The 23,885-nt window shown below is 33.4% G+C and carries 26 protein-coding genes and 1 riboswitch; of the genes, 22 read left to right on the plus strand and 4 right to left on the minus strand.

Features of this window, described 5'->3' with window-relative positions; translation table 11 throughout:
* Positions 1–44: 44 nt before the first annotated feature.
* From SSP_RS03840 to fabZ, 9 genes are all read left to right on the plus strand, one after another.
* The gene (locus SSP_RS03840) at positions 45–572 is read left to right on the plus strand and encodes a F0F1 ATP synthase subunit B (protein WP_011302679.1); all 528 of its coding nucleotides are present in this window, start codon (positions 45–47) and stop codon (positions 570–572) included.
* Entirely contained in the window at positions 572–1,111 is a 540-nt protein-coding gene (locus SSP_RS03845) for a F0F1 ATP synthase subunit delta (RefSeq protein ID WP_011302680.1), read from the plus strand. The genes SSP_RS03840 and SSP_RS03845 overlap by 1 nt, the downstream gene beginning before the upstream one ends.
* 20 nt (positions 1,112–1,131) lie before the next feature.
* The gene (gene atpA, locus SSP_RS03850) at positions 1,132–2,643 is read left to right on the plus strand and encodes a F0F1 ATP synthase subunit alpha (RefSeq protein WP_002482724.1); all 1,512 of its coding nucleotides are present in this window, start codon (positions 1,132–1,134) and stop codon (positions 2,641–2,643) included.
* A gap of 31 nt (positions 2,644–2,674) precedes the next feature.
* Positions 2,675–3,541, plus strand: coding sequence for an ATP synthase F1 subunit gamma (gene atpG, locus SSP_RS03855; protein ID WP_011302681.1), 867 nt, complete (start codon positions 2,675–2,677; stop codon positions 3,539–3,541).
* A 21-nt stretch (positions 3,542–3,562) separates the two neighbouring features.
* The gene (gene atpD, locus SSP_RS03860) at positions 3,563–4,975 is read left to right on the plus strand and encodes a F0F1 ATP synthase subunit beta (protein WP_002482726.1); all 1,413 of its coding nucleotides are present in this window, start codon (positions 3,563–3,565) and stop codon (positions 4,973–4,975) included.
* A gap of 19 nt (positions 4,976–4,994) precedes the next feature.
* Positions 4,995–5,399: a F0F1 ATP synthase subunit epsilon gene (locus SSP_RS03865; protein WP_002482727.1), complete on the plus strand. Its 405-nt coding sequence runs from the start codon at positions 4,995–4,997 to the stop codon at positions 5,397–5,399.
* 261 nt (positions 5,400–5,660) lie between these two features.
* Complete coding sequence (locus SSP_RS03870) at positions 5,661–5,894, plus strand: DUF1146 family protein (protein WP_011302682.1); 234 nt, start codon at positions 5,661–5,663, stop codon at positions 5,892–5,894.
* A gap of 106 nt (positions 5,895–6,000) precedes the next feature.
* The gene (gene murA / locus SSP_RS03875; RefSeq protein ID WP_011302683.1) at positions 6,001–7,266 is read left to right on the plus strand and encodes a UDP-N-acetylglucosamine 1-carboxyvinyltransferase; all 1,266 of its coding nucleotides are present in this window, start codon (positions 6,001–6,003) and stop codon (positions 7,264–7,266) included.
* A 54-nt stretch (positions 7,267–7,320) separates the two neighbouring features.
* Positions 7,321–7,758 carry a 3-hydroxyacyl-ACP dehydratase FabZ gene (gene fabZ, locus SSP_RS03880; protein ID WP_002482729.1) on the plus strand — a complete coding sequence of 146 codons (438 nt, stop codon included), beginning with the start codon at positions 7,321–7,323 and terminating at the stop codon, positions 7,756–7,758.
* 56 nt (positions 7,759–7,814) lie between these two features.
* Here fabZ and SSP_RS03885 read toward each other — a convergent pair whose 3' ends face one another.
* On the minus strand, positions 7,815–8,255 hold the full coding sequence (locus SSP_RS03885) for a YwpF-like family protein (protein WP_002482730.1): 441 nt from the start codon (positions 8,253–8,255) through the stop codon (positions 7,815–7,817).
* Between the two features lie 190 nt (positions 8,256–8,445).
* Here SSP_RS03885 and SSP_RS03890 point away from each other — a divergent pair, with 190 nt between their 5' ends.
* The 7 genes from SSP_RS03890 to yidC all read left to right on the plus strand — a co-directional run bounded on the left by SSP_RS03890 (position 8,446) and on the right by yidC (position 14,196).
* Positions 8,446–8,865 (plus strand): single-stranded DNA-binding protein, encoded by a 420-nt coding sequence (locus SSP_RS03890; RefSeq protein WP_011302684.1) that lies wholly within the window; start codon positions 8,446–8,448, stop codon positions 8,863–8,865.
* Between the two features lie 425 nt (positions 8,866–9,290).
* The gene (locus SSP_RS03895) at positions 9,291–10,007 is read left to right on the plus strand and encodes a transglycosylase family protein (RefSeq protein WP_011302685.1); all 717 of its coding nucleotides are present in this window, start codon (positions 9,291–9,293) and stop codon (positions 10,005–10,007) included.
* 130 nt (positions 10,008–10,137) lie between these two features.
* Positions 10,138–10,236, plus strand: a riboswitch (TPP riboswitch).
* A gap of 77 nt (positions 10,237–10,313) precedes the next feature.
* Entirely contained in the window at positions 10,314–11,003 is a 690-nt protein-coding gene (gene tenA / locus SSP_RS03900) for a thiaminase II (protein ID WP_011302686.1), read from the plus strand.
* Positions 10,996–11,817, plus strand: a complete 822-nt coding sequence (thiD, locus tag SSP_RS03905; protein WP_011302687.1) for a bifunctional hydroxymethylpyrimidine kinase/phosphomethylpyrimidine kinase — start codon at positions 10,996–10,998, stop codon at positions 11,815–11,817. Before tenA ends, thiD begins: the two co-directional genes overlap by 8 nt.
* On the plus strand, positions 11,810–12,601 hold the full coding sequence (gene thiM, locus SSP_RS03910; protein WP_011302688.1) for a hydroxyethylthiazole kinase: 792 nt from the start codon (positions 11,810–11,812) through the stop codon (positions 12,599–12,601). Before thiD ends, thiM begins: the two co-directional genes overlap by 8 nt.
* Complete coding sequence (gene thiE / locus SSP_RS03915; RefSeq protein ID WP_011302689.1) at positions 12,601–13,239, plus strand: thiamine phosphate synthase; 639 nt, start codon at positions 12,601–12,603, stop codon at positions 13,237–13,239. Before thiM ends, thiE begins: the two co-directional genes overlap by 1 nt.
* Before the next feature lie 87 nt (positions 13,240–13,326).
* Positions 13,327–14,196, plus strand: coding sequence for a membrane protein insertase YidC (yidC, locus tag SSP_RS03920; RefSeq protein WP_011302690.1), 870 nt, complete (start codon positions 13,327–13,329; stop codon positions 14,194–14,196).
* Between the two features lie 81 nt (positions 14,197–14,277).
* On the opposite strand, the gene SSP_RS03925 is transcribed toward yidC, so the two are convergent.
* Complete coding sequence (locus SSP_RS03925) at positions 14,278–14,952, minus strand: HD domain-containing protein (protein ID WP_170178158.1); 675 nt, start codon at positions 14,950–14,952, stop codon at positions 14,278–14,280.
* Positions 14,953–15,020: 68 nt separating this feature from the next.
* Positions 15,021–16,505 carry a cardiolipin synthase gene (cls, locus tag SSP_RS03930; RefSeq protein ID WP_011302692.1) on the minus strand — a complete coding sequence of 495 codons (1,485 nt, stop codon included), beginning with the start codon at positions 16,503–16,505 and terminating at the stop codon, positions 15,021–15,023.
* A gap of 142 nt (positions 16,506–16,647) precedes the next feature.
* Between cls and csoR the strand changes: the two genes are divergently transcribed.
* The 3 genes from csoR to SSP_RS12950 all read left to right on the plus strand — a co-directional run bounded on the left by csoR (position 16,648) and on the right by SSP_RS12950 (position 17,515).
* On the plus strand, positions 16,648–16,941 hold the full coding sequence (csoR, locus tag SSP_RS03935; RefSeq protein ID WP_002482740.1) for a copper-sensing transcriptional repressor CsoR: 294 nt from the start codon (positions 16,648–16,650) through the stop codon (positions 16,939–16,941).
* Between the two features lie 14 nt (positions 16,942–16,955).
* Positions 16,956–17,162, plus strand: a complete 207-nt coding sequence (csoZ, locus tag SSP_RS03940; protein WP_011302693.1) for a putative copper chaperone CsoZ — start codon at positions 16,956–16,958, stop codon at positions 17,160–17,162.
* A 212-nt stretch (positions 17,163–17,374) separates the two neighbouring features.
* Complete coding sequence (locus SSP_RS12950) at positions 17,375–17,515, plus strand: Lmo0850 family protein (protein WP_002482742.1); 141 nt, start codon at positions 17,375–17,377, stop codon at positions 17,513–17,515.
* 292 nt (positions 17,516–17,807) lie between these two features.
* On the opposite strand, the gene SSP_RS03945 is transcribed toward SSP_RS12950, so the two are convergent.
* Entirely contained in the window at positions 17,808–19,013 is a 1,206-nt protein-coding gene (locus tag SSP_RS03945; protein WP_011302694.1) for an FtsW/RodA/SpoVE family cell cycle protein, read from the minus strand.
* 248 nt (positions 19,014–19,261) lie between these two features.
* Between SSP_RS03945 and SSP_RS03950 the strand changes: the two genes are divergently transcribed.
* The 3 genes from SSP_RS03950 to cshA all read left to right on the plus strand — a co-directional run bounded on the left by SSP_RS03950 (position 19,262) and on the right by cshA (position 23,846).
* On the plus strand, positions 19,262–20,332 hold the full coding sequence (locus SSP_RS03950) for a D-alanine--D-alanine ligase (RefSeq protein ID WP_011302695.1): 1,071 nt from the start codon (positions 19,262–19,264) through the stop codon (positions 20,330–20,332).
* Positions 20,333–20,344: 12 nt separating this feature from the next.
* Positions 20,345–21,700, plus strand: a complete 1,356-nt coding sequence (gene murF / locus SSP_RS03955; protein WP_011302696.1) for a UDP-N-acetylmuramoyl-tripeptide--D-alanyl-D-alanine ligase — start codon at positions 20,345–20,347, stop codon at positions 21,698–21,700.
* A gap of 625 nt (positions 21,701–22,325) precedes the next feature.
* Positions 22,326–23,846 (plus strand): degradosome RNA helicase CshA, encoded by a 1,521-nt coding sequence (gene cshA / locus SSP_RS03960; protein WP_011302697.1) that lies wholly within the window; start codon positions 22,326–22,328, stop codon positions 23,844–23,846.
* Positions 23,847–23,885: the final 39 nt, after the last annotated feature.

A 23,885-nucleotide genomic window follows, 5' to 3' on the forward strand; every position in this document is an offset into this window, starting at 1 on the left:
ATAATGTCTTATGATTATAATGTATGAAAGGAGTGTCTATGTAAGTGACTGCTACGACAAATATGTTTGTACTTGGTGCAGCTGGAACTAGCGGCGTTCAATGGGGGACAATAATCGTTACGCTTGTAACTTTTCTTATCTTATTAGCTTTATTGAAAAAGTTCGCATGGGGTCCATTAAAAGATGTAATGGATAAACGTGAACACGATATTAATAAAGACATTGATGATGCTGAACAAGCTAAATTAAATGCACAAAAGTTAGAAGAACAAAATAAACAAACACTAAAAGAAACACAAGATGAGGTTCAAAAGATTTTAGAAGAATCTAAAGTTCAAGCACGAAAACAACATGAAGAAATTATTCATGAAGCAAATATCAGAGCTAATGGCATGATTGAAACTGCACAGAATGAAATCAACAGTGAAAAAGAACGTGCAATTGCAGATATTAACAACCAAGTTTCTGAGCTTTCTGTTTTAATCGCTTCTAAAGTACTGCAAAAAGAAATCTCAGATAAAGATCAAAAAGCTTTAGTTGAAAAGTACATAAAAGAGGCAGGCGATAAGTAATGGCAAACATAGCAAAAAAATATGCCAAAGCATTATTTGATACTGCTAAAGATGCAGACATACTTGACGACATGTACGATGAATTTTCAACAATTAATGAAGCAGTTCAATCTGAAAATAAAAAGCTACAAGCATTGGATGCAGATCCACAAAAAGATGTTGAGCAACGTCGTCGCTTCGTAAGCATTGTATTTGGACAAACGAACCAATACTTGCAGAATATGCTGACAATACTTGCTAGCAATCGTCATTTAGGACACATTCATGAAATATATATCGCGTTTGAAACATTATATAATGAAGAGCATAATCAAGACTATGCTGTAATCGAATCCGTATATCAATTGTCAGAAGAAGAATTATCAAGTATAGAAGAAATTATTAAAGCACGAACTAAACTTTCTAAAATAATGATTACTAACAAAATCAATCCTGAACTTATCGGTGGTATCAGAGTTAAAGTTGGTACGAAAGTGATGGACGCAAGTATTAAAAATGATCTTGCGCAATTAGAAAGACAATTTATTAGAGTGAAATAAAATTTGAAGGAGTGACATAGATGGCCATTAAAGCTGAAGAAATCAGTGCATTACTTCGCTCACAAATCGAAAATTATGAGTCGGAAATGGCAGTTACTGATGTAGGTACAGTACTACAAATTGGTGACGGTATCGCATTAATCCACGGATTAAACGATGTTATGGCTGGTGAGCTAATAGAATTCAAAAGTGGCGTTCTAGGCTTAGCACAAAACTTAGAAGAATCAAATGTCGGTGTAGTTATTTTAGGACCATACGCTGATATCAAAGAAGGGGACGAAGTAAAACGTACTGGACGTATTATGGAAGTTCCTGTAGGTAACGAACTTATTGGTCGTGTTGTGAACCCACTTGGACAACCTATTGATGGACAAGGTCCAGTTAATACAACAAGCACAAGACCTGTAGAGAAAAAAGCAACAGGTGTAATGGACCGTAAATCAGTTGATGAACCATTACAAACTGGTATTAAAGCCATTGATGCACTTGTACCAATTGGTCGTGGTCAACGTGAATTAATCATTGGTGACCGTCAAACAGGTAAAACTACGGTTGCTATTGATACAATTTTAAACCAAGCTGATCAAGATACAATTTGTATTTATGTTGCTATTGGACAAAAAGATTCAACTGTTCGTGCTAATGTTGAAAAGCTACGCCAAGAAGGCGCGTTAGATTACACAATTGTTGTTTCTGCTTCAGCAGCTGACCCAGCTCCAATGCTTTATATTGCACCATATTCAGGTGTAGCTATGGCTGAAGAATTCATGTTTGCTGGTAAAGACGTTTTAATTGTTTATGATGATTTAACGAAACAAGCTGCAGCTTACCGTGAGTTATCACTATTATTACGTAGACCACCAGGCCGTGAAGCATACCCAGGTGATGTGTTCTACTTACATAGTAGATTACTTGAAAGAGCAGCGAAGTTAAATGATGATTTAGGTGGAGGCTCTATTACTGCCTTACCAATTATAGAAACACAAGCAGGCGATATCGCAGCTTATGTACCAACTAACGTTATTTCAATTACAGATGGACAAATCTTCTTACAATCTGATTTATTCTTCTCAGGTGTAAGACCTGCCATTAATGCTGGTCAATCTGTATCACGTGTTGGTGGTTCTGCACAGATAAAAGCAATGAAAAAAGTTGCTGGTACGTTACGTTTAGATTTAGCTTCTTATCGTGAATTAGAGTCATTTGCACAATTTGGTTCAGATTTAGATGAGTTTACAGCTAAAAAATTAGAACGTGGTAAACGTACGGTTGAAATCTTAAAACAAGATAAAAACAAACCACTACCTGTCGAAAATCAAGTATTAATTATTTATGCATTGACTAAAGGTTATTTAGATGACATCCCAGTAGAAGATATTACTCGTTTCGAGGAAGAATTAAATCTTTGGGCTAAGTCTAATGCGACTGAACTATTAAATGAAATTAAAACTTCAGGTGCATTACCAAAAGATGAAGCATTTGAATCAGCAATTACAGAATTCAAAAAAAGCTTTAGCAAATCAGAAGCATAATAGTTAATCTTAAATAAAAGGTGGTGAGATAATGGGATCTCTTAAAGAGATTGATACACGTATAAAATCAACCAAAAAAATGAAGCAAATTACGAAAGCAATGAACATGGTATCAAGTTCTAAATTGCGCCGTGCGGAAAGCAACGCGAAACAGTTCAGACCATATATGGAAAAAATGCAAGATGCAATTACTGCAGTTGCAGGTTCAGATAAAAATTCACGTCACCCAATGTTACAACAACGGGAAGTGAAGAAAAGTGCCTACCTAGTGATTACAAGTGATAAAGGTCTTGCAGGTGCTTACAATGCAAACGTATTAAAACACCTTATAAAAGATATTGAAGAAAAACATGCAAGTAAAGATGATTATTCAATTGTAGTATTAGGTCAAACTGGTGTGGATTTCCTTAAAAATAAAGGTTATGACATACATGATTCACTTATAGATGTACCAGATCAACCTTCTTTTAAAGAAGTACAAGCAATAGCTAAAAAAGCTATAGGTTTGTATAGTGAAGGAGAAGTTGATGAGGTGAAAATTTATTTTAGTCATTTCGTAAGTGTATTAGAAAATACACCTTCTACCAAAACTGTGCTTCCATTGTCTCCTGAGGACTCTAGCTTAGGACATGGTCAAATGTCATCATATGAGTTCGAACCAGACAAAGAGGCAATATTGAGCGTCATTTTACCTCAATATGTTGAAAGTTTAATATATGGAACGATTTTAGATGCAAAAGCAAGTGAACATGCTACGCGTATGACTGCAATGAAAAATGCATCAGATAATGCGTCAGAAATTATTGATGACTTATCTATTCAATATAACAGAGCAAGACAAGCAGCAATTACTCAACAAATCACTGAAATTGTCGGTGGCTCAGTTGCGCTTGAATAATTATTAAAGGAGGAAAAAAACATGGGATTAGGCCGTGTAACTCAAGTTATGGGTCCAGTAATTGATGTTCGCTTTGAGCACAATGAAGTTCCAGAAATTAACAATGCCTTAGTCGTAGACGTTGAAAGAGATGAAGGTACAGTATCTCTTACATTAGAAGTGGCATTACAACTTGGCGATGATGTCGTACGTACAATTGCAATGGATTCTACTGATGGTGTTAAACGTGGTACAGAAGTTCGAGATAGCGGAGATAGCATCAGTGTTCCAGTTGGTGATGCTACGTTAGGACGTGTGTTTAATGTTCTTGGTGATACAATTGACTTAGACGAGAAGCTTGATACTTCTGTCAAACGTGATCCAATTCATAGAGAAGCACCTGCATTCGATCAATTATCAACAAAAGTTGAAATCTTAGAAACAGGTATTAAAGTAATTGATTTACTTGCACCATATATTAAAGGTGGTAAAATCGGTTTATTCGGTGGCGCTGGTGTAGGTAAAACAGTATTAATTCAAGAATTAATTAATAATATAGCTCAAGAACATGGTGGTATTTCAGTATTTGCCGGCGTAGGTGAACGTACGCGTGAAGGTAATGACTTATACTACGAAATGAGTGATAGTGGTGTTATTAAGAAAACAGCTATGGTCTTCGGACAAATGAATGAGCCACCTGGTGCGCGTATGCGTGTTGCTTTATCAGGCTTAACAATGGCTGAACACTTCCGTGATGTACAAGGACAAGATGTTTTACTATTTATTGATAACATATTCAGATTTACGCAAGCTGGTTCAGAAGTATCAGCACTATTAGGTCGTATGCCATCAGCCGTTGGTTATCAACCTACCCTTGCTACTGAAATGGGTCAATTACAAGAACGTATTACATCAACAACTAAAGGATCTGTAACGTCAATCCAAGCAGTTTTCGTACCTGCCGATGATTATACTGACCCAGCACCAGCAGCTGTCTTTGCTCACTTAGATGCTACAACTAACCTTGAACGTAAATTAACGGAAATGGGTATTTATCCTGCCGTTGATCCGCTTGCATCTACTTCTAGGGCATTAGACCCTACAATCGTTGGTCAAGATCATTATGAAATAGCTCGTGATGTACAATCTACATTACAAAAATATAGAGAATTACAAGATATTATTGCTATTTTAGGTATGGATGAATTATCAGAAGAAGATAAACAAACTGTTGAACGTGCACGTCGTATCCAGTTCTTCTTATCACAAAACTTCCACGTAGCTGAACAATTTACTGGTCAAAAAGGTTCATATGTACCTGTTCAAAAAACGGTAGAAGGCTTCAAAGCAATTTTAGATGGCGAATATGATCATATTCCTGAAGATGCATTCCGTCTTGTAGGTAGTATGGAAGAAGTAATCGCAAAAGCTAAAGATATGGGTGTTGAAGTTTAAAAATTAGGAGGTAAAGATAATGAACACATTAAGCCTAAATATTGTCACTCCTAATGGTTCTGTTTACGACCGAGAAGATGTTAATCTTGCAGTATTACAAACTACTGCAGGAGAAATCGGTGTTATGTATGGACATATTCCAACAGTTGCAGCACTTGAAATTGGCTATGTCAAAATAAATTTTGACGGTGGTTCAGAATATATTGCAGTGAGTGAAGGTTTTGTTGAGGTTAGACAAGATAAATTATCAATTATTGTACAAACTGCAGAACCTGCGAATGAAATAGATGTTGCTAGAGCTGAATTAGCAAAATCTAGAGCAGAATCTCATTTGAATAATGAAGAAGATAACAGCGACGTTAATAGAGCTAAACGTGCTTTAGAAAGAGCGAATAACCGCATTCGCGTCGCGAACTTACAATAAATTATATCATTGGTGAGTGGGATGTTACTTTTTCCATTTAGGCATCTACTACTCACTCCAAAAAGAGTCTAAGACATGAAAAATGTCTTAGACTCTTTTTTTAGAGACGTAAGTTCGTATAGTAAAGTAGACACAAAAATAAAAAGTGAATTGCTCAAACAACAAAAGCATTATAGTTAATTAAATTCTGCAGTTCTTAAGTATCTTTTAATGATTATTTCGTGTAAAATAAATTGACAGTCTAAAGTGAGGAGTTATTGTATGGAGTATCTAGGACAATTTTCAATTGTACATCTTATCTTACATGTGGTTTGTATTTGTATTGCTTATTGGGCATTAAATGCAGTGAGATTAGAGCAGTTTTTTAAAAAGGGGTATCCCTTACAAGTTCAAATTTGTATGATTTTTTTAGCAATATTACTTGGAACAGCTGTTAGTAATTTTATTGTGGATTTGTTACAATACTCAACGCAAATAAAATATTTAGCACAATAATTCAAATACTTGTATATCTTTTTGAATTATAGATATAATAATTTAGAAGTACATAAAATAGTTTAATTAAAATGAAATATATAAGTAGCAAAGTGGAGGATTTAAGATGGATATGATAGAAATTAATGGTGGAAATAGATTAACTGGTGAGGTTAAAGTGTCAGGTGCCAAGAATGCTGTATTACCAGTATTAACTGCTTCACTTTTAGCATCAGAAGGTGTCAGTAAACTTATGAATGTACCTGCATTAAGTGATGTAGAAACGATTAATAATGTGATTTCAACATTAAATGCAGAAGTTTCATACGATAAAGACGAAGAATCAGTAACTGTAGATGCAACGAAAGAATTAAATGAAGAGGCACCATATGAATATGTAAGTAAAATGAGAGCAAGTATTCTTGTTATGGGTCCATTATTAGCCCGCTTAGGTCATGCTAAAGTCGCATTGCCAGGTGGTTGCGCAATTGGTTCAAGACCAATTGAACAGCACATCAAAGGTTTCGAAGAACTTGGTGCTGATATTCATATGGATGGTGGTTTTATTTATGCAAGTACTGAAAATGGATTAAAAGGTACAACCATTCATTTAGACTTCCCAAGTGTTGGCGCAACGCAAAATATTATCATGGCAGCTTCACTAGCAGAAGGTAAAACAGTATTAGAAAATGTTGCAAGAGAACCAGAAATCGTTGATTTAGCAAATTATATTAACGAAATGGGAGGTAACGTTTCTGGAGCTGGCACGGATACGATCATTATCCATGGTGTAGAAACACTTCACGGTGTGGAACACGCGATTATTCCTGATAGAATTGAAGCAGGTACACTCCTGATTGCTGGTGCGATTACACGTGGTGATGTACTTGTAAATGGTGCTATAAAAGAACATATGACAAGCCTTGTTTACAAATTGGAAGAAATGGGTGTGAATCTAGATTATCAAGATGACGCAATTCGCGTAAGAGTAGAAGATGAATTAAAACCCGTAGATATTAAAACATTACCACATCCAGGATTCCCTACGGATATGCAATCACAAATGATGGCATTATTACTAACAGCTGAAGGACATAAAGTAGTAACTGAAACTGTATTTGAAAATAGATTTATGCATGTAGCTGAATTTAAACGTATGAACGCTAAGATTTCTGTCGAAGGCAGAAGTGCTAAGATTGAAGGTAAGAGTGAACTACAAGGTGCACAAGTAAAAGCTACTGACTTACGTGCAGCAGCAGCACTTATATTAGCCGGACTTGTAGCTGATGGAACGACGCAAGTAACAGAATTAAAGCATTTAGACAGAGGTTATGTTGACTTACACGGTAAATTAGAAGCACTAGGTGCAGATATAAAACGAACACAAGCTTAATACATGATTCGCAATTGAAGTGGCGATTCAAGAACAAGATGGAGGAAGTAAACAATGGAAACAATTTTTGATTATAACCAAATTAAAGAAATCATACCGCATAGACAACCATTTTTATTAATTGATCGTGTTGTTGAATATGAAGTAGGTACACGTTGTGTGGCTATTAAACAAGTATCAGGTAATGAACCGTTTTTCCAAGGTCATTTTCCGGAATATGCAGTTATGCCTGGTGTTTTAATTACAGAAGCGCTTGCTCAAACAGGTGCAGTAGCGATTTTAAATAGTGAAGAAAATAAAGGGAAACTTGCATTTTTTGCTGGAATTGATAAATGTCGCTTCAAAAAACAAGTTACTCCTGGAGATACTTTAAAATTAGAAGTTGAAATAACAAAAATGCGTGGGCCAATCGGTAAAGGTAACGCAAAAGCTACCGTCGATGGTGAAGTAGCATGTAGTTGTGAATTAACGTTTGCAATTCAAGCAAAGTAAATAAAAGACCTCAAGCTCAGTTGTAAATACAACGGTTTGAGGTCTTTTTATAGTAATTATTTTTCTATTTTTTCATCTTTTAATCTTGGTTTAGATTGCATCATACGATTGAAAGATTTTTTAAGTTCGTCTCCTGTTAAACCTTCATCAATAAGTTGTTCTAATAAACTTTCTGCATATACTTGTCTTAATGTATAAATATGACATTCAAAAACGATGGAGATTGTACTTTCCAGTTTTTTTATGTTTTTAATCGTCGCATCAAAAAGAGCCGGATCATTTGCTGGACGTGTAATCACTACGCGTATATCTAATAAAGTTTCATCATCCATATATTGTTTCATTGTTTCATAATGATAATCTGAAATAACAATTTCTAATAACCAACCAGTTCCACTATTTTCTTTATTGATAATAACGCCATCTTCTATTTCATATTCTGTAACGCCACCACTATCTGATACGATTTGAAATCGAACAGCTTTAAATGATTTCATCGTCCTCACATCCAATTAATAAATTTAACTTCTACAATTATTCGAATTATACAATCATTATAACGTAATTTTAAAAGAGAAAGGTAAAATTTGTAGAATTTAGTATTAAAACATCTTTTGAATTCTGTGTTATTGTACTTTGACGGTATTGTGTAAAATTCATAGAATATAGTTATAAAGGAGGTGACATATGATTAATAACATTGTTATCGTAGGGCGACTAACTAAGGACCCTAAAATATATGATAAGGAGGAGAAAAAATTAGCTACATTTTGTGTAGCTGTATCAAGGAACTATAAAGATAAGAATCAAACCCCGGTATGTGATTATTTATTTTGTAAAGCATTTGGAAAAATGGCAACAAACATTGAGAAATATACGAAGCAAGGCTCACTTGTAGGTATAACAGGCCAAATGCAATCACATAAATATGAAAAAGAAGGTCAGACGCATTTTGTATCAGAAATACTTATTGAATCAATTAAATTCATGTCTCCACAAAACAAAGATAAAAATGATTTACTTTTTGAACCATTCCCGCTAGAGCATTCCCAAAATGCATTTAAAGACATTAACGTACAAAATAATGATATATATGAAATTGTATAAACCACCCACCCTAAATCTACCCCTAATCTAATCATCCACTTTAATATACATTTAAATCCTACTATCAATTATACTTCTATTGGCTATCCCTCTTAAAATATCCCTATAAGAGGGATAGCTTATTTAATATAGAATCAGCAATCAAATCGCTAATAAGTAATTTAAATAAAACTGAATAATCTGATATATTACAATCATATTACGTGAAATTTTACTTTTCATAGCCTTTAAAAACTATCACAGAAGTTTTTAAAGGGATAAAAAATTATATTCAAAGATAAATTAAATGTAATTTCATTGTAAAAAAAGCCGATTTTTTTTATTTCACTGTAACCTACAACGATTTTTTGAATGTTATAGTTGTATTTGCAAATTAATCATAAATAAAAATAAACTTAATTACCTTATAGGAGGACTTTTTTACAATGAAAAAAACAGTAGTAGCATCAACATTAGCAGTTGGACTTGGCGTAACAGGATTCGCAGCAGGAAATTCAGCAGACGCTTCAGAACAAGGCGTTGACAAAGCACAATTAGCACAACAAGCTCAAAGTAATCCAGAATCATTAAATGAAGCGCCAGTACAAGACGGTGCTTATAATATAAACTTTAATTACAATAATACTGATTATAGCTTCCAATCAGACGGTCAATATTGGACTTGGAGCTATGGACAAGGTTCAACTAATGCACCAGCACAAGAAACTGCTGAGCAACCACAACAAGTTGAACAACCACAACAAACTGAGCAAGCTTCAACTGAACAACCAGCAGAAGAAGCTGCACCACAAACTGAAGAAACACAACAACCACAACAAGAAGCAACTACACAAACTACTTCAAGCTCAAATGAATCAACTTCAAATGAATCTAGTTCAAGTGAAGCTTCAGAAGGTTCATCAGTAAATGTTAACTCTCATTTACAAGCAATCGCGCAACGTGAATCAGGCGGCGACCTTAAAGCTGTTAACCCATCATCAGGTGCAGCAGGAAAATATCAATTCTTACAAAGCACATGGGATTCAGTAGCACCATCTGAATATCAAGGTGTATCACCAACAGAAGCACCTGAAGCAGTACAAGACGCAGCAGCTGTTAAACTTTACAACACAGCAGGCGCTTCACAATGGGTTACTGCATAAAAAATTAAGTGTAGTAATGAACTTAAGATAAATATTTAAAGCTGAGACATATATGTCTCAGCTTTTTTTATAGTCAGTTATTTTGCAAATTTGTCAGTATTTTGTTATCTTTTAATTAAATAAAATATAAAAACGCTACTAGGGGAGCCAGTTGGCTGAGATGATTAAATTCAGACCCTTACAACCTGATTTGGTTAATACCAACGTAGGAAAGTAGTTTAATCTAAAGTTGGGGTATAAATCCTCGCTATTAATTAACTACGTTTCTGTCGGGAATGTAGTTTTTTTATTTATAGGAGGATTTTTGTGTTATTTTCAGAACAGTTAAAAAAAGAAGCTAAACCAATTATTAATCAAATCTACCACGATCCATTTATACAAGGTATGTTACATGGGAATTTACCGACTGAAGCAACCAAATTCTATTTAAGAGCAGATGCTTCTTATTTAAATGAATTTGCGAATATATACGCACTGTTAATTCCAAAAATGGGGAACTTAAATGATGTTCGATTTTTGGTTGAACAAATTCAATTTATAGTAGATGGTGAAGTGGAAGCACATGAAATTTTAGCGGATTATGTCCAAGAAAGTTATAATGAAATCGTACAAGAGAAAGTTTGGCCACCGAGTGGCGATCATTATATTAAACATATGTATTTCAATGCGTATGCTAAAGAAAATGCTGCTTATACGATTGCTGCAATGGCACCTTGTCCTTATGTTTATCAATTCATTGCTCAAGAAGCATTAAGGGATAAAGAATTAAATAAAGATTCTATTTTAGCTAAATGGTTTGAATTTTATAGTACTGAAATGGATGAATTAGTTATTGTATTTGATAATTTAATGGATAAATTGACGAAGCATTGTAGTGAAAAAGAAAAAAATGAGATAAAACAATGCTTTTTACAAAGTACAGTACATGAAAGAAACTTTTTTAATATGTCATTTAATGAAGAATCATGGTCATATGGAGGTATGAAAAATGAATAAACCCAATATTGCATTGACAATTGCTGGTACTGATCCAACAGGAGGTGCTGGTGTAATGGCAGATTTGAAATCTTTTCATGCTTGTGGCGTATATGGTATGGTGGCTGTTACAAGCATTGTTGCGCAAAACACTAAAGGTGTACAACATATTCACAATCTTGAGCCACAGTGGTTATCTGAACAACTGGCAAGTGTGTTTGATGACGAATTACCACATGCCATTAAAACTGGTATGATTGCTTCAAAGGAAATGATGCAATTAATTCAAGAATACTTAGTGAAATATCCTGAGATACCATATGTTATTGATCCAGTTATGTTAGCTAAAAGTGGTGATTCATTGATGGATGATGACGCGAAAGCAGATTTACAAAATATATTGTTACCCTATGCAACAGTAGCGACTCCAAACTTACCAGAAGCTGAAGAAATCACTGGATTAAAGATTGATAATGAGGCAGCGATATATAAAGCAGGCAACATATTTATTAATGAAATTGGGAGTAAGGGTGTTGTTATTAAAGGCGGACATGCTGAAGATTTAGAAACTGCTAAAGATTATTTATTTACTAAAGATGAGGTCTATACGTTTGAAGAACCTCGTTATGATACGCAGCATACCCATGGTACAGGTTGTACTTTTTCAGCAGTAATTACAGCTGAACTGGCAAAAGGTAGAACGATTTATGACGCAGTGAAAAAAGCTAAAAAATTTATTTCATTAAGCATTAAATATACGCCAGAAATTGGTCAAGGTAGAGGACCTGTAAATCACTTTGCATATATGAAAAAGGTAGGTCTAGATGATGAATAGTTTAAATAATTTAAGAACGAATAATCCACTCGTTATTTGTTACACAAACGATGTCGTAAAGAACTTTACGGCAAACGGACTTTTAAGTTTGGGTGCAAGCCCAGCAATGAGTCAAGCACCTGAAGAAGCGATAGATATGTTAACACCTGCTAATGCACTGCTCATTAATATTGGTACTTTAACTAAAGATAGAGAGCAGGACATTTTAGAAATTGCTAAAACAGCTAATGAAGTAGGCACGCCAATTGTATTTGATCCAGTTGCTGTCGGTGCATCCCAATATCGCAAGGATTTTTGTAAAACTTTTTTAAATACTGTAGATGTAGTAGTTATAAAAGGGAATGCATCTGAAATTTTAGCGTTGATAAATAATGATGCTAAGATGAAAGGAACGGACAGTGATGATAATTTAAATGCGATAGAAATTGCCAAAGAAGCGCATAAACGATTAAATAGTGCGATAATCATCACTGGCAAAGAGGATGTTGTGATTCAAGACAATCAAATATATCAACTGAATAATGGATCGGCTTTGTTGGCCAAAGTAACGGGTGCAGGCTGTTTATTAGGTGCTGTCATAGCTAGTTTTTTACCGACAGATGAAACAACTTCAATCAGCCAGTTAGTTGAAGCCACTTCAATTTATAATATCGCTGCGGAAAAGGCAGAGCAACTTGCGGAAGACAAAGGTCCTGGTACATTTATGACGTTATTATTAGATGCACTATATCAAGTGACTTATGATGATTATTCAAATCAAAGTGATATACAAGAGGTGCAGTAATGTTTGATAAAAATAATTTGAAACTGTATTTTATTTGTGGCACGCAAGATATTGAAAGTAAGACAACTATTATAGATGTTGTGACTGAAGCACTTGAATCTGGAATAACCATGTTCCAATTTAGAGAAAAAGGTAACGGTGCATTAATTGGAGATGAAAAAGAGGACTTAGCACGGAAATTATTAGCTTTGTGTCATGATTATGCAGTACCATTTATCGTTAATGATGATGTTGCCTTAGCCAATAAGATTGGTGCGGATGGGATTCATGTTGGTCAGGATGATATGGATGTTAAAGTATTTGCTGAACAATTTAAAGGAAAAATTATTGGTTTAAGCATTAGTAATATAGATGAATATAAAACATCTAATTTAGCACATGTGGACTATATTGGCGTTGGGCCAATGTACGCAACGACATCTAAAGATGATGCAAATTTACCAGTAGGGCCAGAAATGATAACGAAATTAAGAGCGCATGTTAATCATTTTCCAATCGTAGCAATCGGTGGTATAAATGTTGAAAATACGAGGGAAGTTATGCAAGCTGGTGCAGACGGTATATCCATTATTTCAGCTATTACAAAGAGTGAAAATATTTCAAATACAATTAGTCAATTCTTACAAAATGTTGAATAAAGTATAAATATTTCTTTTTTTGTTTTCTACTTCCCTTTGAGTATGATAAAATAAATTCTATGTGAATATATCATTAGAGGTGGAAAAATGAAAAAGAAAGCACTACTACCTTTATTATTAGGTGTAATGGTCTTTTTAGCAGGCTGTGACTATTCTAAACCTGAAAATAGAGACGGTTTCTTCTATAATACGTTTTATGTGCCAATGGATAATGTAATACATTGGTTGGGAACTAGTTTTAATAATGACTATGGTTTAGCAATCGTAGTACTTGTGTTAGTAATACGTATCGTATTGTTACCATTCATGTTATCAAACTATAAAAATAGTCATATGATGCGTGAAAAAATGAAAGTTGCAAAACCGGATATTGATGCAATTCAAGAGAAGGTTAAGCGTTCGCGTACACAAGAAGAAAAAATGGCAGCAAACTCAGAAATGATGGAAGTTTATAAAAAATACGATATGAATCCGATGAAGAGCATGTTAGGATGTTTACCAATCCTTATTCAAATGCCAATCATTATGGGACTATTCTTCGTATTGAAATATCCATCAAGCGGTGGATTTACAGAACATCCTTATTTCTTATGGTTTAACCTAGCGAAACCAGACATTTGGATTACAATTATTGCAGGTATCTTATACTTCTTACAAGCATACGTATCAAGTAAGAGTATGCCAGCAGAACAACGTCAAATGGGTTACATGATGATGGTCATTTCACCAATTATGATTGTGTGGATTTCATTCTCATCTGTTTCAGCATTAGGTCTATATTGGTCAGTCAGTGCGGCATTCTTGATTGTACAAACGCAAGTAGCGAATATGTACTACTCTAAACTTGCACAAAGAGAAGTTGCACCGATGATTGAAGCTATGGAGAAAAATAAAGCTGAAGCATCAGGTAAAGGTAAAAATACGCAAGTTGTTTCTAAGAAAAATAAAAAGAAATAATAAGTTAAACTATTTTTAAGAACTAAAAAAGCACAATCTACTCAGTAGGTTGTGCTTTTTTGTATGATTACAATGTTTTATCTAAAAATACCATTCTTCGAAAAATTGATTGATAAAATTTTCCATATATTGATGTCTTTGCGCTGCTAATTGTTTTGCTGTTTCTGTATGCATTAATGACTTTAATTTCAAAAGCTTTTCATAAAAATGTTTGATCGCTGATGGCGACCATTGATCATAATGTGCGTCATCCGTCTCTGTTATATGCTTTGTTGAATGCTCAACCCACATGGGTTCATTAAAATGACCCGCAAATTGGAAAGTGCGTGCAATACCAATCGCTCCTATTGCGTCTAGTCTATCTGCATCACGTACAATTTGTCCTTCAAGTGTTAATGAAACTTCATTATTTTGACCATGTCTATAACTTATATGTTTAATTATATGTAATATATGTTGTTGCTGTTCTTTAGGTAATTGTAAGTCTTTCAAAAAGCTTTTTAACTTAGTTAACGCTTTTTCATGATTGGTTAATTTACTATCTACAGTGTCATGTAATAAACTTGCTAGTTGAATTGTTAACATGTGTTGCGATTGTTCTTGTTCAGCTATATAAGTTGCTAAACGCAATACACGATTAATATGTGCAATATCATGGCCAGTCGCGTCATCTTTATGATATGTACACATGTAATTATATGCACGGTTTAGTATTTCAGTTTCTTTCAAATTAGCTACACCTCTCAGTTTAGTCATATTAAATAAATTCATAAAATAAAAGGTCTAAGCAACAGTAGGGAAATTGTTACGTTAGACCTGATTTTTTATAAAATCGGTGACAATAGTCGTGAAATACCTTCTTTAAATTTAATCCATAAACTTCTTTGTTCATAAATTTCTTTTGTTAATTGATAAGATACATGTAAATCACTTTCAAAAGCGGATCTTAATGCTTTTGAGATGTATGTATCATAGATAAATGCATTAATTTCAAAATTTAATGTGAAACTACGATGATCCATATTAGTTGTACCTACACTTGCTACTTCATCATCTATAACGAGTGTCTTAGAATGTAGGAAGCCATTGTTATAATGGAAGATATTGACACCTGCATCTAAAAGGGAAGCTACATTATTATAAGTCGCCCAATAAACAAAAGGGTGATCGGGCTTGTTTGGAATCATAATATTTACGTCAACACCACCCAGTGCAGCTATTTTGACTGCATCAAGAAATGCTTGATCAGGTATGAAATAGGGCGATTGAATATAAATAGATTTTTTTGCTGAAGCAATCATTTTTAAATAACCGTATTTAATTTGTTCCCAGGTTTCATCGGGACCACTTGAAGCGATTTGTACACCGGTTGTACCACCTGAATCAACATCAGGGAAATAACGTTCAGCATAAGATAAGCGATCACGTGTTGATTGTGAATTCCAATCAAGCATAAAACGTAATTGTAAGGCATTCACAGCATCTCCAACAATTCTTAGATGTGTGTCTCTCCAGTAACCAAATTTTTTCTTAAGACCTAAATACTCATCACCCACATTGAATCCACCTACGTAACCAATATGACCATCGATAACCACGATTTTACGGTGGTTCCGATTATTCATTCTCAGATTAATTAAAGGCAATTTAGAAGGGAAAAATGCTTCAACATGGCCACCTTTTTTTCTAAAGTTCTTAAAATGTTTTAGAGATAAACCCCTAGACCCCATATCGTCGTATAGCATTTTCACTTCAATGCCTTCTTCGAGTTTCTGCTCAAGTGCAGATAGTATCTTTTTCCCGAGATTATCATTTCTAAATATATAATATTGGATATGAATATAGTCTGTTGCATTATTAATATCATTTAGCAGTGCATCAAATTTTTCTTTGCCATCTGTATAGATACTAATTTCATTATCTGTTGTTAAGAACGCAGCATTATTGTATAACAACATTTGTACCATATCTTTAAATTTCACAATTTGATGATTGCCTTTTGAAAAATCATCATTTTTTAAAGCTTCTAATTGCTCATTAACAATCATTTCAATGCCAATTTTATCTTCATCATTTAAGGAAAATATATGGTCCCGCTGAATTTGTCTGCCAATGAATAAGTAAATGATAAATCCTAAAATTGGTATCAGCACAAGTACTAGTAGCCATGCCCAAATTGAACCAGCAGATCTACGTTCCATAAAAATAATTGTAAAAGCAAAGATTAGGTTTAATATAAACGCGCCAATTAATATAATATTAATGATGACGTTCGTGTGATTAAACATAATTGAAAAGATATCTATCATATTAAACCTCCAACAAATAGCACAGTAATTAAATAATGTAAAAGTCTCCACTATTGTAACATGGAGAACATGTTTTATCACTTGACTAATACCTAACAGGGGTATATTATATGATGGGTATAGAATAGGAGGCGTTTGAGAAATGACTGAAATACAAAAAGCGCATCATTCAGAAGAAATAAAAGCAAATTTAAAATCAAGACTTAATAGAATCGAAGGTCAAGTTAAAGCCATAAATCGTATGGTAGAGGAAGATGTGTACTGTGACGATGTGCTTACACAAATAAGAGCTACGCGATCCGCATTAAATAGTGTCGCTACTAAATTATTAGATCATCATATGAAAAGTTGTATTATGGATAAAGTTGAACAGGGTCATGAACAAGAAGCGATGGAAGAACTACTTGTAACTTTTCAAAAATTGATGAAGGATTAAGTAAGGTGAAACATATGCAATCAAAAGTTATTTATATTGCTGAACTTTATAATGAGAAGCAAAAATTACAAATTGAAGAAAGACTAATGAAACTTTATGGTGTGTTTAAAGTTAGTACAGATATAGAAGAAGGCGCAATCTTTGTAGATTTTGAAACGCCTGCAAATTTGAATAATTTAGAAAAAGAAGTGTACGATTTAGGTTATAAAATAATTTATTAATCTATCTAAAGGGTATATATATTGTAGGACTATATAAAATGTAATGAATTAATTCTTCATATATAACAGTACAAAGGATAGTTTATAATTAGTGAAATTTCACATTAAAAACTCTGTTTTTTTGAATTAAAATAAAAAAATTGAATATAATGTGGTATTTTACATTTAAATAGGGTAATATGTAATAGAAGCAATAGATTAGGAGTGATGATATGAGTAAGGATAACGAAAAAATTCAAAATGTAGTTAAACTATTATCATCATTAGGGGTAAACATAAAGAAAACCAAATCAAGATTAGAAGTTATGCACACTTTACCAACGACTGTGAAAGCCGCTAACGAATTGAAATAGTCAAGTTACCCAATCAAGTGATTAGAGCCCATTGTTCTGGTCACTTTTTATTTTGCCTTATAATAGTTTAGAAAAAAGGTCAAAGCCAATGTATAAGGTACATTAGATAATGATACACATTTAAAAATTGAAATAATTTTTAAGGGTAAGATATTAGTGTAAGTGTAGTATAAACTTTTATAAATGTTTAAAACGCATAGGATATAGATTAATTTGTTTAATTATATAGTATACATATAAAAAGCTGGGACATCGATGTCCCAGCTTTTTTAGTATGACAGGTCATCATACATTATTCTGTTGTACGTAATTGTTGTTTATCACCAGAGTATTGTTTGGGCTGATGATAGTAAATAGATAAAAGTACACCAATACCACACATGAGACTCCATAATGAACTACCGCCATAACTAATAAATGGTAGTGGAATACCAGTGATAGGTAGTAATTGGACAGTCATTCCAATATTTTGTAATACGTGGAATAAAATGAGTGAAGCATATCCAATTATGAATAATTTACTAAAAGGTAATTCAATTTTAGTTGCTAAGCGTACGAGATGGAATATAAAGGCTAAGAAAATTAATATTAGAATTACTGAGCCAATAAAACCAAATTCTTCACCAATAACTGAAAAAATAAAATCGGTATGATTTTCTGGGATGTATACTTCACCGTGATTAAATCCTTTACCAAATAGCTGACCAGAACCGATTGCTTTAAGGGATTCTGTTAAATGGTAACCATCACCACTACTGTACGTATAAGGATCTAACCAAGAATTAATTCTACCTAGTTGATATGTTTTAATTCCCAATGTGTTTTCTATAAGTGAAGGTTTATAAATAATAGACAATATTAAAGTTGAACCTATTACGATACCCGCAATAAAAAGCGGTGCTAATATTTTCCATGAAATACCACTAACAATCATGACACCAGCAATAATAGCGCAAATAACTAGTGTAGTACCAAGGTCATTTTGTAATAAAATTAATCCCATAGGTACAATCGAAATACCTACAATTTTTAGTAATAATTTAAAATCGGTTTCTAATGATTTATTGAACGTGAATTGATTATGTCTAGAAATCAATTTTGCGAGTGCTAGTATCAACACAATCTTCATAAATTCTGAAGGCTGTACACTGATAGGCCCTAGTTTATACCAGCTTTTAGCACCATTAATAATTGGTGTGATTGGTGTTTCAGGGATAATAATTAATATGAACAGTCCAATACATAAGATAAAATATAATAAATATGTATATTTCATGAGCTTTTTAGGTGAAACCAGCATAATGAGTAATGCAATGGCACCGCCCAAAACATAATATAAAATTTGTCTGATGCTAAAGTTAGCGCTATATTGACCGCCACCCATAGCTGAATTGATAATCGTAACGCTTACGAATGCTAATAATACGAGGATGCCTATTAAAACCCAGTCAATCCGCCGTATCCAATGATTATTTTTTAATTGACGTGAAGTACTCATTTCTTACTCCTTTAAACAGCTAGATTTCTCTATCTTTAGTATTATATATAGATTTTACCGAACTTTAACATATTTTGCTAGAAGTAGGGTGTCGATTTAAAAAATTATAAATATGAAGTTTTATGATATGTCTTTGCGAATGATAAAAGAGAACAAAAAATAAATGCTTTTTATACCACTTAACAAATGCAAAAAAATATTAAATCGTGATATGATGTAGTTTAAGAATTGTATATGGAGGCTAAAAAATGGCTAAAGAAAATGTATGTATCGTATACGGAGGAAAAAGTGCAGAACACGATGTTTCAATATTAACAGCACAAAATGTCTTGAACGCAATTGATAAGGAACAGTATCAAATTGACATTATTTACATAACAAATGATGGTGCTTGGAAAAAGAAAGAAAACATTGTAGATACGATTAACGATATCGACTCATTACGCTTAATAGATGTTGAAGCGGGTGAAATTTCAAAATTATTAAGTCAAGGAAGTACAGGAAATGCATATAGTGCAGTATTTCCATTATTACATGGGCCTAATGGTGAAGATGGCACAATCCAAGGTTTATTTGAAGTTTTAGATATACCGTATGTTGGTAATGGCGTTTTAGCTGCCTCAAGTTCAATGGATAAATTGGTAATGAAGCAACTCTTTGCGCATAGAGGTTTACCACAATTACCCTATGTTAGCTTTTTAAGAAGTGAGTATCACAAATATGAAGGTAACATCTTAAAATTAGTACATGATAAATTAGAATATCCAGTATTTGTAAAACCAGCTAACCTAGGATCTAGTGTAGGTATTAGTAAATGTAATAATGAAGAAGAGCTTAAAAACGGTATAGAAGAAGCTTTCCAATTTGACCGCAAGTTAGTTATCGAACAGGGTATTGAAGCGCGTGAAATTGAAGTTGCTGTATTGGGAAATGACTATCCAGAAACGACATGGCCTGGAGAAGTTATCAAAGAAGTGGCTTTCTATGACTATAAGGCAAAATATAAAGACGGAAAAATAAAATTAGATATTCCAGCTGACTTAGACGAAGAGGTTCAAATGACGTTAAGAAATATGGCTGTTGAAGCTTTTAAAGCAACAGACTGTGCAGGGTTACTACGAGCTGATTTCTTTGTAACAGACGATAATCAAATTTTTATAAATGAAACTAATGCGATGCCTGGATTCACTGCATTTAGCATGTACCCAAGCTTATGGGAAAATATGGGTGTGAGTTACTCTGATTTAATTAAGAAATTAATTGAGTTAGCTAAAGAAAAACATGAAGATAAAAAACAAAATAAATACAAAATTGACTGAGGCGAATAAATTATGATAGAGGTAACGTTAGAACAAATTAAAACATGGATTCCATGTGAAATAGAAAATGAATTTATGGATCATGGTATTAAAGGTGTTTCTATTGATTCACGTGACATTCACAATCAAAATTTATTTATTCCATTTAAAGGCGAACATGTAGATGGCCATAAATATGTAGCACAAGCACTTAAAGATGGTGCAGGTGCTGCATTTTATCAAAAAGGTGAACCGTTAGACGAAAATATTGATGGACCTATTATTTGGGTCGATGACACATTAGAAGCTTTACAACATTTAGCAAAAGCATATTTAGAATTTGTCAATCCACAAGTCATTGCAGTTACTGGTTCTAATGGTAAAACAACAACGAAAGATATGATTGAAAGTGTCTTGAAACCACAATTTAAAGTTAAAAAGACGCAAGGAAACTATAATAATGAAATAGGTATGCCATTAACCATTTTACAATTAGATATTGATACTGAAATTTCCATTCTTGAAATGGGCATGTCAGGTTTCCACGAAATTGAATTATTATCTAAATTAGCTCAACCCGATATTGCCATAATCACTAATATTGGTGAGTCTCATATGCAAGATTTAGGGTCAAGAGAAGGTATTGCTAAAGCTAAATCAGAAATTACACTTGGTTTAAAACCAGGAGGCTTATTTATCTATGACGGTGACGAACCATTACTAGAACCGTATGCTAACGAAATACAAAATGCTGATTTAGTAAGTTTTGGTAAAAATTCTGATAATACGCTGGTAAGTACTATTGAAACAATCAAAGATCATGGTATTGCATTCACAATTAATCATGATGAACATTATGAACTTCCTATCTTAGGTGAACATAATATGAAAAATGCTACGATTGCTATTGCAGTAGGTAAGAGATTAAATTTAACATACCAAACTATTTTCAATAATTTGAAAAATGTCGTACTTACTGGCATGAGAATGGAACAACATCATACAAAAGATGAAATACTTGTCATTAATGATGCTTATAATGCAAGTCCAACGAGTATGAAAGCGGCCATAGACACACTTTCTGGCATGGAAGGTAGAAAAATTATTGTCCTTGGCGATGTATTAGAATTAGGTCCTGATAGTCAAATCATGCATGAAGCTGTAGGACTATATTTTGAAGACAAAGATATTGACGCATTATTTACGCTTGGTAATGAGGCGGCTCACATTAGTCATACTGGTAAAGCTTTCGTTAAAAAGTCTGAAGCTTTTAAAGAAAAAGCAGACCTTATTCGTTCATTAAAAGGTTATGTTCAAGCGAATGACAAAGTATTAGTCAAAGGATCAAGAGGAATGAAATTAGAAGAAGTGGTGGAAGCGTTAATTTAAAAAGATTAACTACCATAAATATGGAATCAATATATTATTGAGCTCAAAGAACCCGGGACGTACAATCGTCTTGGGTTCTTTATTATATGAGATAATGACCAAATCAACTGAATAATGCGGTAGACAGTTTTAAATATAAAATGATATTTTATGAAACTAAGTGCTTTTATATTAATCAGTTATTATTTTACTAAGATAAGGTGAATCAAAAATTTCATTTTATTAAAGTGTCATGCTTAATTATTATTTTCTTTAAAATTTGCATAGGCTAAAAGATTTGTATGGAAAATAGTTTGGTTTATGAATCATACTTCATAATATCATTTTATAAAAATGCTTAAGTCATAATAATTAAGTGGAATAATTTAATCATTAACAGAATAAATAAATTAACAAATTTTTTTCAGAAAGTAAAAAGTAATATGAAAAAATAAAATTAAACGCTTACAACCTATGTATTTCGGCGTTTATAAGCTGAGAAAACGTGATGATTACAAGAGATTCACTCAATTTATTCTAATTTGGTTTATTGCGATTATGCACTTGAGGTGGTACTATAAAGAAGTTGAAGAAACTTAAGTGAACATATATGTATAGAAATACAGATAAATAAAGGAGAATTATATTGCAAAATTTTAAAGAATTAGGGATCTCAGATAAGATGGCAGAAACCCTACAATCCATGGGGTTCAATGAGGCCACTCCTATTCAAAAAGAGAGTATCCCTCTTGCCTTAGAAGGCAAAGATGTTCTTGGTCAAGCGCAAACAGGTACAGGTAAAACAGGTGCGTTTGGTATTCCATTAATTGAAAAAGTGGCAGACCAAGAAGGTGTACAATCATTAATCCTTGCACCAACAAGAGAGTTAGCAATGCAAGTTGCTGAATCATTAAAAGCATTCGCTAAAGGACAAAATATTCAAGTTGTTACTGTATTTGGTGGTATGCCAATCGACCGTCAAATTAAAGCACTTAAAAAAGGTCCACAAATCGTAGTAGGTACACCAGGTCGTGTAATTGACCATTTAAACCGTCGTACATTAAAAACGAATGATATTCATACGCTTATCCTAGATGAAGCAGATGAAATGATGAATATGGGATTCATTGATGATATGAAATTCATCATGGACAAAATTCCAGCTGAACAACGTCAAACAATGTTGTTCTCAGCTACTATGCCTAAAGCAATTCAAACATTGGTTCAACAATTCATGAAATCACCAGTTATCGTTAAAACGATGAATAATGAAATGTCAGATCCACAAATTGAAGAATATTATACTATCGTAAAAGAATTAGAGAAATTTGATACTTTTACAAGTTTCTTAGATGTACACCAACCAGAATTAGCTATCGTATTCGGACGTACAAAACGTCGTGTTGATGAATTAACAAGCGCGTTAATCTCAAAAGGATACAAAGCTGAAGGATTACATGGTGATATCACTCAAGCTAAACGTTTAGAAGTATTGAAAAAATTCAAAAATGATCAATTAGATATTTTAGTTGCAACAGATGTTGCGGCAAGAGGACTTGATATTTCAGGTGTAAGTCACGTATACAACTTTGATATCCCTCAAGATACTGAAAGTTATACGCACAGAATTGGTCGTACTGGTCGTGCTGGTAAAAAAGGTGTTGCAATCACATTTGTAAATCCAATTGAGATGGATTATATTCGTCAAATTGAACAAGCAAACAAACGCCAAATGACAGCTTTAAGACCGCCTCATCGTAAAGAAGTGTTAAAAGCACGTGAAAACGATATTAAAGGTAAAGTACAAAACTGGATGTCAAGAGACAATGAACCAAGATTACAACGTATTGCTACAGAGTTACTTGGTGAATATAATGATGTGGATTTAATCGCGTCATTATTACAAGAGCTAGTCGAATCAAACGACGAAGTTGATGTTCAATTAACATTTGAAAAACCATTATCTCGCGGTAAAGGTCGTCAAGGTAAAGGTGGACCAAAACGTGGCGGTAACCATAAACGTGGTGGCGGCAAGTTTGATAACAAGAACCGTCGTTCAGGTAAAGGCGGATTCAACAATAAGAAGAAAAATGATAGACCTTCTTCTGACAGAAACAATAACAAGAAATCAATGAAAGGTCGCACGTTTGCAGACCATAAAAAATAAAACGATTTATCATATATGAAATTTAGGTTTAATCACTCC

The sequence above is a fragment of the Staphylococcus saprophyticus subsp. saprophyticus ATCC 15305 = NCTC 7292 genome (assembly GCF_000010125.1).
Classification (GTDB): Bacteria; Bacillota; Bacilli; order Staphylococcales; family Staphylococcaceae; genus Staphylococcus; species Staphylococcus saprophyticus.